Here is a 15,372-nt window from a genome sequence, read left to right as displayed (position 1 = left end):
GCTGTTTAGGCGGAAAGTGAAAGACATAGTAATAACCTTCTCAGTAAATTCAGTGGCACGGAGCACAGGGCTTATCCGTGGCGATGTATTATTGATACTGAATATAAAATGCCCTGTCAACTCACGAGGTTCGCCGGAGATTCCGGTCAAAGGATAAAAAAAGCACAAAAAGCAGATAAACTGACTAATTTATAAAAATTAATCAGCGTTTTCATCTATAAGCCAGCTAAATAATTGGGCTAATATTTTTGCAGATTTTTTTACGGAGAATCAGAATCAGTTGAGTAGGCGGGTAACAGGGGGGCCGGCGGTCAGGCAGCCACCGGTAACCGGTGAGATATTCATTGAACAGTTTATTCTTTCCGTTATGTCAGTAAAAAAAATCGGATTTTTTATGCTGACAGAAGACAATTTTATTATGAATAAACACAATCTTTGTTTTATTATCTCACTGCATGGAAACTAAATGAATAAAGCGGTATTGATTTATTACTGGCATGAATAATTTACTGGCTTTAAATATTTAAATAGTATGCATTGTGATGATGATGCGCACCCGCGTATTCAGAACCATACAAGGAAGAGACTCAATTATTAATTGGATAATCAATTGAGATAATAGATTTCAATTTTGTATTGATCTGCCGTTTCATCATGGCGGCAGGTGGCTTATTGAAGTCATTATAATCATTTATTGGAGTTTAAGATGACTGAATACACCTCAGTGGCAGATGTAAAAAAAGAATCCGGTGAAACACAGCTGCGTAATGTGGATCTTAATCTGCTGACTGTTTTTGATGCGGTTATGCAGATGCAGAATGTGACCCGGGCTGCTGAACTTTTAGGTATGTCGCAACCGGCTGTCAGCAATGCGGTGTCAAGACTTAAAGTTATGTTTAATGATGAATTATTTGTCCGTTTCGGACGGGGAATTCAGCCGACAGCGCGCGCCAAACAGCTGTTCGGGCCGGTCAGGCAGGCATTGCAGCTGGTGCATAATGAGCTGCCGGGTGCCGGTTTTGAACCGGGCAGCAGCGAGCGGACATTTAATCTGGCCATCTCCAGTCCGCTGGATATCCGCCTGACAGACAAAATAATCGAACAGGTTAAACTTCACAGTGAAAATATCGATGTTAATATTCAGTCTTATATGAATTCACATATCGAGAATAACCTGAAATACCAGGAAACCGATTTTGCTGTCAGTTATAATCGTTTCGATAAACCGGATTACAGTCATCACTTATTATTTAATGACCAGTTATCACTGGTCGCCGCCCGCAATCACCCGCGTATACAATATACGGTAACAGAGAAACAAATATTTACCGAGCAGCATGCCGTGGTGTCGCTGGATTTAATTGATTCATTCAGTTCACCGTATTATGAAAATAATGAATTACTCCGGGCTATTGTTTATCAGGGAACCAATTTAGTCAGTGTACTGAATATTGTCTCTAAAACAGAGCTGGTGGCGATTGCACCGAAATGGCTGATTCAGCTCTATTCTCATGTGCTGCCGATTCAGGAAGTGCAGCTGCCGTGGGATAAAGTCAGCCGTCCGGCGTTTCTGATCTGGCACGAGGCGTGTACCCGCGATAAAGGGCATCAGTGGATGAAGGCACTGCTGACGCAGTTCACACATCATATGTAATCGATCATTTAATTTATTTCACGCCCCGTCAGGCAAATGTACCTGCCGGGGCTTTTTTGTGATCCCGTCATTGCAAAGATAACTAAATTTGCTTTTGTTCCCGGAGACAACAGGCTACACTTGCGGAAAAATTTAAGCTTACAACTGTAAGCTGAAAAATTATTACATAACGTGAAACCGTACAGTCTGACGGCTCAGTAAAGGAAACGCGTGTGACAACAACAAATTTGCATCACTATCATTTAGTGACGCGGCTGCAACAGCAAAAACAGCGCCGGGGTGACAAAATCGCACTGCGACAGTGGTGTGAACAAGGTCAGCATATCGATTTTACCTGGCAGCAGGCCGGGACGTTCAGTGAAAATCTGGCGGAAGCCCTGCTGGCAGAAGGGGTTGAAGTGCAGGAGAATGTCGCCGTTTTCTCGCACAACAGCGCTCTGTGGACATTAACCGACCTGGCGATTCTTCAGTGCCGTGCCATTGTGGTGCCGCTCTATGCCACCAGCAGTGATGACCAGGCGGCCTATATTCTTAATGATGCGCAGGTGCGCATCCTGTTTGTGGATGGTCAGAAGCAGGCGGAAATCGCGCTGTCACTGCTTTCTCTCTGCCCGTCGCTGCAGAAAATCATCATAATGAACCCGGAAAACACGGCAATCCCGTCGCATCCGGCGGTCTGCACACTGCGTCAGTTTATGAACGGCCACGACGGCAGTTACGCCGCAGAGCTGCGCCAGCGCATCGCTGATTGTTCCCTTGACGATCTTTTCACCCTGATTTACACCTCCGGGACCACCGGCGAGCCGAAAGGCGTGATGCTGGATTACCGCAACATGGCCGCCCAGCTTTATCTGCATGATGAGCGGCTGACACTGACCGAAGATGATGTCTCACTCTGCTTCCTGCCGCTGACGCATGTTTTTGAGCGCGCCTGGAGTTTCTATGTGATGCACACCGGCGCACTGAATGTCTATCTCAGTGATACCAATCTGGTGCGCAAAGCGATGGTATCGGTGAAACCGACCGTGATGTGTGCGGTGCCGCGTTTCTATGAAAAAGTATTCAGCGGTATTTACGAAAAAGTGGCACAGGCGCCGTGGTATAAACGGGCGTTATTCCACTGGGCGGTACGGACCGGTAAAAAGACCCTTGATGCACAGCAGCGCGGTGAAAAACAGTCGTGGCTGGCTGCGCGGTGTGATCAGTTCGCACAGAAAAAAGTGCTCGGCAAACTGCGTGATGTGCTCGGCGGTAATGTCCGTTTCTTACCGGCGGCGGGTGCGCGGCTGGATGATGAAATTATCCGCTTTTTCCTCGCCATCGGCATTAACATCAAATACGGCTACGGCATGACAGAAACCTGTGCCACGGTATCCTGCTGGGAAAACAGCGGTTATCAGCTCGGCTCTATCGGTGTGCCGCTGCCGGATGTGGAAGTGCGTATCGGTGAGGAAAATGAGATTCAGGTACGCGGGCCGGTGGTGATGCGCGGCTATTACAATAAGCCGGAAGAGACCCGTCAGGCCTTTACGGCTGATGGCTGGCTGCGGACCGGTGACGCCGGTGCGCTGGATGAGCAGGGCAATCTGTTTATCACCGAACGCCTGAAAGATCTGATGAAAACCTCGAACGGCAAATATATTGCGCCGCAGATGCTGGAAGGCACGCTGGGTCAGGATCGCTTTATCGAACATATCGCGGTGGTGGCGGATGCACGTAAGTTTGTCTCCGCACTGATTGTGCCGTGCTTTGATACTCTGGAAGAGCACGCCCGGGCACTGAATCTGAAATACCATGACCGGATGGAACTGCTGAAAAACAGCCAGATTGTGGCGCTGTTTGAAAGCCGTCTGAAAGAGTTGCAGAAAAATATCGCAGCCTTTCATCAGGTTAAGCGTTTTACACTGCTGCCGCAGAATTTCTCCATGGAGCTCGGCGAACTGACACCGACCCTGAAACTGCGCCGTAAAGTGATAGCCCAGCGCTATCAACGCGAAATTGAGTCCATGTACACGGACTGATTGCTGTCCCTGACGGCACTGCCTGTTTCCTGTGCAGTGCCGTTTTTATATCCCGCCGGTTTTTCCCCCGCTCTCAGTGAACTCTGCTTTGTGATTTGCCGCCGCAGGTATGATCGTCTGCGGATCCTGTCATTTCCTTTATTCCTGTGGTTTCCGCTTTTTGCGTCCCGAAAAACGCATTTGCCAGCACTGTCATTTTATCGTTATGTTAATCCTCAGATAACTAAAAACAGACAAACACATCACTTGCAGTTACAACCCGCAATCACGGGCAGGAGAGCATTTATGGAGAGGTTGACAGGGGCAGAAATGATCGTGCGCTCCTTAATTGATGAGGGCGTGTCACACGTATTCGGCTATCCGGGCGGTGCTGTTCTGGATATTTATGATGCACTGCATACGGTGGGCGGTGTCGGGCACATTCTGGTGCGCCACGAGCAGGCCGCCGTGCATATGGCGGACGGCTATGCCCGCGCGACCGGTAAAACCGGCGTGGTGCTGGTCACTTCCGGACCGGGGGCGACTAACGCCATTACCGGTATCGCCACCGCGTATATGGATTCGGTGCCGCTGGTGGTGCTGTCCGGCCAGGTGGCGAGCGCGCTGATCGGCAACGATGCCTTCCAGGAAGTGGATATGGTGGGCATTTCCCGCCCGGTCGTGAAACACAGTTACCTGGTGCATGATGTCGCGGATATTCCGGCCACCATCAAAAAAGCATTCTATCTGGCACAGAGCGGCCGTCCGGGACCTGTGGTCATCGATTTTCCGAAAGATATTGTCCAGCAGCAGCATGAGTACAGCTACCCGTCACGGGTCAGCCTGCGCTCCTATAACCCGACCGGAGCCGGTCATAAAGGGCAGATCAAACGCGCGCTTATCACACTGATGCAGGCGAAACGCCCGGTAATGTATATCGGCGGCGGTGCTGTCAGTGCCGGATGCAGTCCGGAGATTTTCACCCTTGCGGATAAACTGCGTCTGCCGGTGGCGCTCTCCCTGATGGGGCTGGGCGCGTTTCCGGGCACTCATCCGCAGTGTGTCGGCATGCTGGGTATGCACGGGACATATGAAGCAAACAATACCATGCATCACAGTGATGTGATTTTTGCCGTCGGTGTCCGTTTCGATGACCGGACCACCAATAACCTGGCGAAATACTGCCCGCAGGCAACTGTCATTCATATCGATGTCGATCCGGCGTCTATCTCCAAAACCGTGGCAGCGGATATTCCGATCGTCGGTGATGCGAAACTGTGTCTCGCGCAGATGCTGTTACAGCTTGAATCTCTGACCGATGAACAGGATCCGGATGCACTGTGCGACTGGTGGCGGCGCATTGATCAGTGGAAAGCGAAACAGTGTCTGGCCATTGATGAGAGCGGTGAGAAAATCAAGCCGCAGACTGTGATCCGCACCCTGTGGGAACTGACGGAAGGGAAGGCGTATGTTACCTCCGATGTCGGTCAGCATCAGATGTTTGCCGCACTCTATTATCCGTTTGATGAACTGCGCCGCTGGATCAATTCCGGCGGGCTGGGCACGATGGGCTTCGGGTTACCGGCGGCACTGGGTGTCCGGCTGGCGAAACCGGATGATATGGTGGTGTGTGTCACCGGGGACGGTAGTATCCAGATGAATATTCAGGAACTTTCCACGGCATTACAGTTCGGGCTGCCGGTACTGGTGCTTAATCTTAACAACCGCTTTCTCGGTATGGTGAAGCAGTGGCAGGATATGGTTTATCACGGCCGTCACTCACACTCCTATATGGAATCGCTGCCTGATTTTGTCCGCCTGGCAGAGGCTTACGGGCATGTCGGCATCAGTATCAGTGATAAAGCCACGCTGCGTGAACAGCTCGCGGAGGCACTGCGCATTGTCCGCGAAGAGAAACGACTGGTATTCGCCGATGTAATGGTGGATGAGAAAGAGCATGTTTATCCGATGCAGATCCGCAACGGCGGAATGGATGAAATGTGGCTGAGCAAAACGGAGAGGACCTGATCATGCGCCGGATTCTGTCAATTTTATTAGAAAACGAAACAGGGGCGCTGTCCCGTGTGGCAGGGCTTTTTTCCCAGCGCGGGTATAATATCGAAAGTATCACCGCCGCCCCGACTGATGACCCGTCACTGTTCCGCCTGACCATCCAGACCAAAGGCGATGCGCGGGTGCTGGAGCAGATTGAGAAGCAGCTCAATAAGCTGGTGGATGTGTTCCGTGTCACAGAACTGACCTCTGCCACTCATATTGAGCGCGAGGTGATGCTGGTGAAATTACAGGCCAGCGGCTACGGGCGGGATGAGGTCAAACGCAGTACGGATATCTTCCGCGGACAGATTGTCGATGTGACCGCGACGCTTTATACCGTGCAACTGACCGGCACCAGTGAAAAGCTGGATGCCTTCCTGGATGCGGTGCGCGGCTTCGCGGAAATTGTGGAAATTGCCCGCTCCGGCATCGTCGGGATGTCGCGCGGCGATAAAATAATGCGGTGAAATATTCGCGGTGAAAGGGTAAACTGATCACTCTTCTTATTTGGCCCGTTGTTCGGGCCGTTTCCTGATTTGTAAGGGGTTAACGTGAAACTGGATGAAATCGCCCGCCTTGCCGGTGTGTCGCGCACGACGGCCAGTTATGTCATCAACGGAAAAGCAAAACAATATCGTGTGAGTGACAAAACTGTCGAAAAAGTGATGGCGGTGGTTCGTGAACATAATTACCATCCGAATGCGGTGGCTGCCGGTCTGCGTGCAGGCCGTACCCGCTCTATCGGACTGGTGATCCCGGATTTGGAGAACACCAGCTACACCCGTATCGCAAATTATCTGGAGCGCCAGGCGCGCAGCCGTGGTTATCAGTTGCTGATTGCCTGCTCCGAAGACCAGCCTGACAACGAAATCCGTTGTGTGGAACACCTGTTACAGCGTCAGGTGGATGCGATTATCGTTTCCACCGCACTGCCGCCGGAGCATCCGTTCTATCAGCGCTGGGCAAACCGCTCCCTGCCGATTGTCGCGCTCGACCGCGCACTGGAAAATGAGCACTTTATCAGTGTGGTCGGGGATGACTTTGAGGACGCCAAAATGCTGGCATCCGAATTGCGTCAGTTCCCGGCAGAATCGGTGGTATATCTCGGCGCGTTGCCGGAACTTTCCGTCAGTTTCCTGCGTGAACAGGGATTCCGCGAAGCCTGGGAAGGGGATGCACGTAACGTGAATTTCCTCTATGCCGACAGCTATGAGCGTGATGCCGCCGCCAAAGCGTTTGATACCTGGCTGGAAAGCAATCCGATGCCGGATGCGCTGTTTACCACCTCATTTGCCCTGTTACAGGGGGTGATGGATGCCACGCTGGCCCGCAGCGGCCGTCTGCCGGGGCAACTGGTGATCGCGACCTTCGGTGATCATGAACTGCTTGATTTCCTTGAGTGTCCGGTACTGTCCGTGGCGCAGCGTCACCGCGATATTGCGGAGCGTGTGCTGGAGCTGGTACTGGCAAGTCTGGATGAAAAACAGAAACCGGCTGCGGGTATCACCCGGATCCGTCGTGATCTGTGCCGTCGCGGAAGTCTGAGCCGCCGGTAATATTCAGGCAGTAAAATCATTATTTTTACCGATACCTGTACGGAAACGTATAGGTATTTTTGTTTAGTTTGTCCGGAAACAGATGAAAAACCCTTTTTGAGAGGAATCCTAAGAATTTTTTTCAATTCTGCTGATTGACAGAAATTGACAATTTTCACACCACACCTTTCATTCCCCGGAAATTCACTTACTCCAATTAAGGGTATATGCTGCAGAATATCATTAGCCCGGTTTTGTGACAGTTATGCTATTGATAAACTGAATATTAAATTTCCAAATATCAAATAATCACGCAGTGTAACAGAAAGTAACAGCACAGATGACCGGAACAAAAATCCCGGGGTCTTTGCGGTGATGGTGAATTTTTATCCTGAAAGTGAGGGACACCTCGCAAAAATGCATCTTTCTTTCGCCAGATTCGGTATAATTTGCCCCGGTTAGCCGAGTGCGTATTATGTGAATTTTTTTCTGATTTGAATCAGTGTGTTACCTCACTTCTGTTCCCTGAAGCAAAAAATCCCATATTTTCTCACCCCTTTATTCCCCGACAGCGGAAACGAAACCTTGTCAGCTCTGGCTTGACAAGCTTTTCCTACCATTCGTAAACTCTGTTGGTGGGGAATTGTGGGTGAAAGTGGTAATTCAGGGCAAAACTGAGCGGAGAAACGAATGTTTCGCGGGGCAACACTGGTTAATCTTGACAGCAAAGGGCGCATAACCGTACCGGCACGGTACCGGTCGCTGCTTGCTGAAAAGTCGGAAGGTCAGATGGTCTGCACTATCGATCTCCACCAGCCGTGCCTGCTGCTTTACACCTTACCGGAGTGGGAACTGATCGAACTGAAACTGGCACAATTGTCCACCATGGATCCCACGGAGCGCCGTGTTCAGCGCCTGTTGCTGGGCCATGCCACGGAATGTCAGATGGACAGTGCGGGACGTCTTTTGTTAGCCGGTACACTGCGCACACATGCGCGGTTAACCAAAGAAGTCATGCTGGTCGGGCAGTTCAACAAGTTTGAGCTGTGGGATGAGCAGACGTGGTATCAGCAGGTACAGGATGATATTGCTGCCGGGCAGACGGCATCCGGACCTTTATCCGCCCGGTTACAGGATTTATCACTTTAAATGGCAGAGAGTCAGTTTCAGCATACCAGTGTTTTACTGGATGAAGCCGTTAACGGATTACAGATCCGCGAAGACGGTATTTATATCGACGGCACATTCGGCCGCGGCGGGCACTCCCGCCTGATTTTATCAAAACTCGGTCCGCAGGGGCGTCTGATCGCCATTGACCGGGATCCGCAGGCGATTGCCGCTGCGGCACAGATTGACGACCCGCGTTTTTCCATTATTCACGGCCCGTTTTCCGGTATCGCCGGTTATGTGAATGATCTGGAACTGGGCGGACAGATTAATGGCGTTCTGCTGGATCTGGGTGTGTCCTCCCCGCAGCTGGACGACGCGGAACGCGGATTCTCCTTTATGCGTGACGGGCCGCTGGATATGCGGATGGATCCGACCCGCGGGATCTCCGCTGCACAGTGGCTGACTGAAGCCAAAGAAGAAGATATTGCGTGGGTGCTGAAAAATTTCGGCGAAGAGCGTTTTTCGAAACGGATTGCCCGCGCGATTGTTGAACGCAATAAAACCGAAGAGCCGCTGGCGCGGACAAAACAGCTGGCGGATTTAATTGCCGCTGTGTCTCCGGTGAAAGAAAAACACAAGCATCCGGCGACCCGCAGCTTCCAGGCTATCCGCATTTATGTCAACAGCGAGCTGGATGAGATCCGCCAGGCGCTGACCGGCGCACTGGGCATTCTGGCTCAGGGCGGCCGTTTATCGGTTATCAGCTTCCACTCGCTGGAAGACCGGATTGTGAAGCAGTTTATGCGTGACGAAAGCCGCGGACCACAGGTACCGCACGGATTACCGCTGACGGAAGAACAACTGAAAGCGCACGGCACACCGGCACTGAAACTGGCCGGAAAAATGAAACCGTCAGAGCAGGAAATCAGTGTTAACCCGCGTGCCCGCAGTTCGGTACTGCGCTTTGCGGAGAAAGCATGACCACAGAACGGCACAATTTAGCCCGCGTTATTTGTCGTGACCTGCTGCGCCACGGATTTATCCCTGCGATTTTATTTATCGCAGTGATCGTCAGCGCGATTTTTGTAGTCATCACGGCACATAAAACACGTCTGCTGACCGCAGAGCGGGAACATCTTGTGCTGGAGCGTAACTCGCTGGATATCGAATGGCGTAACCTGATTCTGGAAGAGAACGCCCTGGGGGATCACAGCCGTGTTGAGCGCCTGTCCGTTGAGCGTCTCAGTATGCAGCATGTGGATCCGGCAAACGAAAAAATTGTCGTAACAAAATGACGAAGGCATGAAAAGCAGAAAATCAGCAGGCAAAACGCAGGGCGGAGCCCGTATCAAACGTCCGGAAGAAAAAGCCAGTTTTATCAGCTGGCGTTTTGCGTTGTTATGCGGCGGTATCGGGCTTGCCCTGGCCGCCCTGCTGATCCGGGTCGCGTATTTACAGATTATCAACCCGGACATGCTGGTCAAAGAGGGCGATATGCGCTCGCTGCGCGTCCAGGAGATCCCGACCGCGCGCGGTATGATCAGCGACCGTATGGGGCGTCCGCTGGCGGTCAGTGTGCCGGTAAACGCCGTCTGGGCTGATCCGAAAGAGTTAGCCGACAAAGGCGGGGTAGGGGATGACACCCGCTGGCGTGCACTGTCCGAAGCGCTGAATATTCCGCTCGAACAGGTGAAAAGCAAAGTCACGGCGAACCCGAAAGGCCGCTTTGTCTATCTGGCGCGTCAGGTGAACCCGACTATCGGCGATTATGTGAAAAAACTGAATCTGCCGGGGATTTATTTACAGGCGGAATCAAAACGGTATTACCCGTCCGGCTCTGTGACTGCTCACATTATTGGTGTCACCAATATTGATGATGAAGGGATTGAAGGGGTTGAGAAAAGCTTTGACCGCTGGCTGACCGGGGTTCCGGGGCAGCGGACAGTCCGTAAAGATCGCGGCGGCCGTGTTATTGAAGATACTATCGCCCGCGAAAGTCAGGCCGGGCACAACCTGACACTCAGTATTGATGAGCGTTTACAGGCGCTGGTATACCGCGAAATCAGCAGTGCGGTGGCACTGAACAAAGCGGAATCCGGCACGGCGATTCTGGTGGATGTGAACACCGGGGAAATTCTGGCGATGGCGAACAGCCCGTCCTATAACCCGAACAACCTCCAGGGCACGCCGAAAGATGCTATGCGTAACCGCGCTATCACCGATATTTTTGAACCGGGCTCGACGGTAAAACCGTTGGTGGTGATGACAGCACTGCACAACAACATCATCAAACCGAACAGCGTGGTGAATACTTATCCGTACCGGATCAGTGGTCATGAAATCAAAGACGTGGCGCGTTATGCCGAACTGACCATCACCGGTATTTTACAGAAGTCGAGTAACGTAGGTGTCTCAAGACTTGCGTTAGCGATGCCCGCTCAGGAACTCGTGGACGTCTATTCGCGTTTCGGGCTGGGAAAACCGACCAATCTGGGGCTGGTCGGAGAAAGCAGTGGCATATACCCAAGTAAAAAAACACGGTGGTCTGAGCTTGAAAGGGCCACCTTTTCTTTCGGTTACGGGCTGATGGTAACACCGTTACAGTTAGCACGGGCCTATGCAACAATCGGCAGTTTCGGGATTTACCGCCCGCTGTCCATCACAAAAGTGGATCCGCCGGTGCCGGGCACCCGCGTCTTCCCTGAGCCGGTGATGAAAACCGTGGTTCAGATGATGGAAAGCGTTGCGTTACCGGGCGGCGGCGGAACGCGCGCTGCGATTAAAGGGTACCGCGTGGCCATTAAAACCGGGACCGCGAAAAAAGTGGGCGATGACGGCAAATACGTGAACCGTTATATCGCTTACACCGCCGGGGTTGCACCGGCAAGCCGTCCGCGTTTTGCACTGGTTGTGATTATCAACGACCCGCAGGGCGGCAAGTATTACGGGGGTGCGATCTCTGCACCGGTATTCGGTGCCATCATGGGCGGTGTTCTGCGGACAATGAACGTGGAACCCGATGCGCTGACACCGGAAGAACAAACTAATGAAGTGGTTATTAATAAACCAAAAGAGGGTACAAGTGGCAGATCGTAATTTGCGCGATTTACTCGCGCCGCTCGGTGTTGATGCACCGGCTAAGGCGTTACGTGATATGACCCTGGACAGCCGCAAAGCGGCTGCCGGTGATCTGTTCCTGGCGGTTAAAGGCCACCAGTCCGACGGACGTCACTACATTCCTCAGGCCATTGCCCAGGGTGTGGCTGCCGTGGTCGCGGAAGCGGATGGTGCGGCGGAAGACGGCAGTGTGCAGGTTCTGCATGGTGTACCGGTGGTGTATCTCAGCCACCTGAATGAAAAATTATCCCGCCTGGCCGGTGAGTTTTATCACCACCCGGCGGAACGCCTGAAACTGATCGGCGTGACCGGCACTAACGGTAAAACCACCACCACCCAGCTGCTGGCGCAGTGGACTCAGGCGATGGGCGAAACCAGTGCCGTGATGGGAACGGTTGGTAACGGGCTGCTCGGGCATGTGATCCCGACTGAAAACACCACCGGTTCAGCTGTTGATATCCAGCTCGAGCTGGACAAACTGGCGAAGAAAGGTGCCACAGTGGCGGCGATGGAAGTCTCCTCTCACGGACTGGTACAAAGCCGTGTGGCGGCACTGCCGTTCCGGGCTGCGGTCTTTACTAACTTAAGCCGTGATCACCTCGATTACCACGGTGATATGGCCAACTACGAAGCCGCCAAATGGCTGCTGTTCTCAACCCATCACAGCGAACAAAAAATTATTAATGCGGATGATGAGACAGGGCTGAAATGGCTGGCAAAACTACCGGAAGCGGTCGCGGTCACGATGGATGATAATCTGCCGGCCGGCTGGCAGGGGCGTTTCCTGAAAGCCGTTTCTGTGGATTACCACGACAGCGGTGCGCACATCACCTTTACCTCAAGCTGGGGTGGCGGTGAACTGGACAGCCCGCTGATGGGCGCCTTTAATGTCAGTAACCTGCTGGTGGCTGCGGCAACCCTGCTGGCACTGGATTATGACCTGAATACACTGCTGCGCGCTGCAACCGCGTTAACCCCGGTCTGCGGCCGGATGGAAGTCTTCACCGCGGATAACCGCCCGACAGTTGTTGTCGATTATGCTCACACCCCGGATGCGCTGGAAAAAGCACTGAGTGCGGCGCGTCTGCATACCAAAGGCAAACTGTGGTGTGTCTTCGGCTGCGGCGGTGATCGCGACAAAGGTAAACGTCCGCTGATGGGCGCAATTGCCGAGCAGGAATCCGATGTGGTGGTGATCACCGACGATAACCCGCGCAGCGAAGAGCCGCAGGCGATTATCAATGACATTATGGCCGGGCTGGTTGATACCTCCCGTGCACTGCCGATCCCGGGCCGTGCGGAAGCCGTCACCTTTGCGGTGATGCAGGCAAAACCGGATGACGTGGTGCTGGTGGCCGGAAAAGGGCATGAGGATTATCAGCTGGTCGGCAACCGCCGTCTGGACTATTCCGACCGCCTGACCGTCGCCCGCCTGCTGGGAGTAATGGCATGATCCCGTTCTCCCTCGCTGATATCGCACAACTGACCGCCGGGGAGCTTATCCTCAGCGGTCACGCGGCATCAGAACGGATTGAGAGTGTCACCACGGACAGCCGCACTATCGGTGAACGTGCGCTGTTTATCGCCCTGGCCGGTGAACGTTTTGATGCTCATGATTTTATTGCGGATGTGGCAGCGAAAGGTGTTGCCGCCGTCCTGGTGAACCGCCGGATGGACGTGAACTGTCCGCAGATTATTGTTAAAGATACCCGCCTTGCGCTGGGGGCGGTGGCGAAAGGCAACCGTGACCGCAGTCAGGCGAAAGTGGTGGCGCTGACCGGTTCGTCCGGCAAAACGTCTGTCAAAGAGATGACGGCGGCGATTTTACAGCAGGCTGGCGAAACCCTGTTTACCGCCGGGAACTTTAATAATGATATCGGCGTACCGCTGACATTGCTGCGCCTGACAGAAAAACATCAGTTTGCGGTGATTGAGCTGGGTGCCAACCACACCGGCGAAATCGCCTATACCGCTGCCATGACACACCCGCAGACCGCACTGGTGAATAACCTGTTTGCCGCCCATATCGGCGAGTTCGGTTCCGCAGAAGCCATCGCGCAGGCAAAAGGGGAAATTTTCACCGGACTGACTGACGAAGGCACCGCTGTCATCAATCTGGAAAGCAATGATGTCACTCACTGGCAGGCACATCTGACCCCGCGTCAGACCCGCTGGAGTTTCTCCGTTGATCCGCACCCGCAGGCCGATTTTTACGCGGCAGATGTGGTGATGAACCCGCTGACCACTGACTTTACCCTGCACACACCGGCAGGCAGCACCGCTGTCACCCTGCCGCTGCCGGGCCGTCACAATATTGCCAATGCTCTCGCGGCGGCGGCACTGGCACTGTCTGCCGGGGCGACACTGGTGGATATCTGCAGTGGTCTGGCACAAACCAGCGCCGTACCGGGACGGTTATACCCGGTTGAACTGGCACCGGGCAAGCTGATGATTGACGACACTTACAATGCTAATGACGGCTCAATGATTGCGGCAATCCGTGTGCTGGCACAATTACCGGGTTACCGCGTGCTGGTTGCCGGGGATATCGGCGAGCAGGGCGGTTACGCCGAAGAGAGTCACCGCAGAGTCGGGCAGGCTGCCCGTGATGCCGGGCTGGATGCGGTGTTCACCGCAGGTCAGTTCAGTCATTTTATCAGTGATGAGTGTCAGGGACACCATTTCGCTGACAAAACAACCCTCATTGCTGCGCTGGCACCTCTGGTGGCACAGCATTCATCAATTTCAATTTTAGTTAAAGGTTCACGCAGCTCCGCAATGGAAGAAGTTGTGCACGCCTTGCAGGAGAATGTCCCATGCTGATTTGGCTGGCTGAGTATCTGGTGCAGTTTCATACCGCGTTTAACGTCTTCTCTTACCTGACGTTCCGCGCCATCGTCGGCCTGCTGACCTCGCTGATTATCGCATTATGGATGGGGCCGCATGTGATTGCGTATCTCCAGAGAATGCAGATTGGCCAGGTTGTCCGCAGCGAAGGGCCGGAATCGCACTTCAGCAAGCGCGGTACCCCGACCATGGGCGGCATGATGATCCTGTTCTCCATCGCCATTTCTGTTCTGCTGTGGGCGCGTCTGGACAACCCGTATGTCTGGTGTGTGCTGCTGGTGCTGATCGGCTACGGTATTGTCGGCTTTATCGATGACTACCGCAAAGTGGTGCGCAAAGACACCAAAGGGCTGATTGCCCGCTGGAAATATTTCTGGCAGTCCGTGCTGGCGCTGACTGTGGCGTTCAGTATGTATGCCATCGGTAAAGATACCCCGGCAACCCAGCTGGTGGTGCCGTTCTTTAAAGATGTGATGCCGCAGCTGGGTGTGCTGTATATCCTGCTGGCGTATTTCGTGATTGTCGGCACCAGTAACGCGGTGAACCTGACTGACGGCCTCGATGGTCTCGCGATTATGCCGACCGTCTTTGTGGCTGCCGGGTTTGCGCTGGTGGCGTGGGCGACCGGTAACGTGAATTTCGCGCATTATCTGCATATCCCGTATCTGCCGCATGCCGGGGAACTGGTGATTGTCTGCACCGCGATTGTCGGGGCAGGGCTGGGCTTCCTGTGGTTTAACACCTATCCGGCACAGGTCTTTATGGGTGATGTCGGTTCATTGGCACTCGGCGGCGCGCTGGGTACCATTGCTGTTCTGCTGCGTCAGGAATTCCTGCTGCTGATTATGGGCGGTGTATTCGTGGTGGAAACTCTGTCGGTGATTTTACAGGTCGGATCCTTCAAATTACGCGGTCAGCGTATTTTCCGGATGGCACCTATTCATCACCATTATGAATTAAAAGGCTGGCCTGAGCCGCGGGTGATTGTCCGCTTCTGGATTATCTCCCTGATGTTAGTGCTGATCGGTCTGGCGACACTCAAGGTACGTTAATC

12 protein-coding genes are annotated in these 15,372 nt (G+C 53.3%); all 12 read left to right on the top strand.

Annotated elements, in window-relative coordinates; all coding sequences use genetic code 11:
• Positions 1 to 706: 706 nt before the first annotated feature.
• The 12 genes from leuO to mraY all read left to right on the top strand — a co-directional run bounded on the left by leuO (position 707) and on the right by mraY (position 15,370).
• On the top strand, positions 707 to 1,654 hold the full coding sequence (gene leuO / locus HMPREF3119_RS08450) for a transcriptional regulator LeuO (protein WP_004238446.1): 948 nt from the start codon (positions 707 to 709) through the stop codon (positions 1,652 to 1,654).
• 212 nt (positions 1,655 to 1,866) lie between these two features.
• Complete coding sequence (locus tag HMPREF3119_RS08445; RefSeq protein WP_004242048.1) at positions 1,867 to 3,675, top strand: AMP-dependent synthetase/ligase; 1,809 nt, start codon at positions 1,867 to 1,869, stop codon at positions 3,673 to 3,675.
• A 285-nt stretch (positions 3,676 to 3,960) separates the two neighbouring features.
• Positions 3,961 to 5,682, top strand: coding sequence for an acetolactate synthase 3 large subunit (gene ilvI / locus HMPREF3119_RS08440; RefSeq protein WP_070579330.1), 1,722 nt, complete (start codon positions 3,961 to 3,963; stop codon positions 5,680 to 5,682).
• A gap of 2 nt (positions 5,683 to 5,684) precedes the next feature.
• Positions 5,685 to 6,176 (top strand): acetolactate synthase small subunit, encoded by a 492-nt coding sequence (gene ilvN, locus HMPREF3119_RS08435; protein WP_004238450.1) that lies wholly within the window; start codon positions 5,685 to 5,687, stop codon positions 6,174 to 6,176.
• 84 nt (positions 6,177 to 6,260) lie between these two features.
• Positions 6,261 to 7,265 (top strand): catabolite repressor/activator, encoded by a 1,005-nt coding sequence (gene cra / locus HMPREF3119_RS08430; protein WP_004242044.1) that lies wholly within the window; start codon positions 6,261 to 6,263, stop codon positions 7,263 to 7,265.
• Between the two features lie 669 nt (positions 7,266 to 7,934).
• Positions 7,935 to 8,393: a division/cell wall cluster transcriptional repressor MraZ gene (mraZ, locus tag HMPREF3119_RS08425; RefSeq protein ID WP_004238452.1), complete on the top strand. Its 459-nt coding sequence runs from the start codon at positions 7,935 to 7,937 to the stop codon at positions 8,391 to 8,393.
• Positions 8,394 to 9,335, top strand: coding sequence for a 16S rRNA (cytosine(1402)-N(4))-methyltransferase RsmH (gene rsmH, locus HMPREF3119_RS08420; RefSeq protein ID WP_070579328.1), 942 nt, complete (start codon positions 8,394 to 8,396; stop codon positions 9,333 to 9,335). It abuts the gene before it with no gap.
• Positions 9,332 to 9,649, top strand: a complete 318-nt coding sequence (gene ftsL / locus HMPREF3119_RS08415; protein ID WP_004238454.1) for a cell division protein FtsL — start codon at positions 9,332 to 9,334, stop codon at positions 9,647 to 9,649. The genes rsmH and ftsL overlap by 4 nt, the downstream gene beginning before the upstream one ends.
• Before the next feature lie 7 nt (positions 9,650 to 9,656).
• Positions 9,657 to 11,450 (top strand): peptidoglycan glycosyltransferase FtsI, encoded by a 1,794-nt coding sequence (gene ftsI, locus HMPREF3119_RS08410; protein ID WP_046024167.1) that lies wholly within the window; start codon positions 9,657 to 9,659, stop codon positions 11,448 to 11,450.
• Positions 11,437 to 12,924 (top strand): UDP-N-acetylmuramoyl-L-alanyl-D-glutamate--2,6-diaminopimelate ligase, encoded by a 1,488-nt coding sequence (murE, locus tag HMPREF3119_RS08405; RefSeq protein ID WP_070579325.1) that lies wholly within the window; start codon positions 11,437 to 11,439, stop codon positions 12,922 to 12,924. Before ftsI ends, murE begins: the two co-directional genes overlap by 14 nt.
• On the top strand, positions 12,921 to 14,294 hold the full coding sequence (gene murF / locus HMPREF3119_RS08400) for a UDP-N-acetylmuramoyl-tripeptide--D-alanyl-D-alanine ligase (protein WP_004238457.1): 1,374 nt from the start codon (positions 12,921 to 12,923) through the stop codon (positions 14,292 to 14,294). The genes murE and murF overlap by 4 nt, the downstream gene beginning before the upstream one ends.
• Positions 14,288 to 15,370 (top strand): phospho-N-acetylmuramoyl-pentapeptide-transferase, encoded by a 1,083-nt coding sequence (gene mraY / locus HMPREF3119_RS08395; RefSeq protein WP_004238458.1) that lies wholly within the window; start codon positions 14,288 to 14,290, stop codon positions 15,368 to 15,370. The genes murF and mraY overlap by 7 nt, the downstream gene beginning before the upstream one ends.
• Positions 15,371 to 15,372: the final 2 nt, after the last annotated feature.

Source organism: Morganella sp. HMSC11D09, from assembly GCF_001807955.1.
Taxonomy (GTDB): Bacteria; Pseudomonadota; Gammaproteobacteria; order Enterobacterales; family Enterobacteriaceae; genus Morganella; species Morganella morganii.
This window is presented reverse-complemented; position numbering and strand designations above follow the sequence as displayed.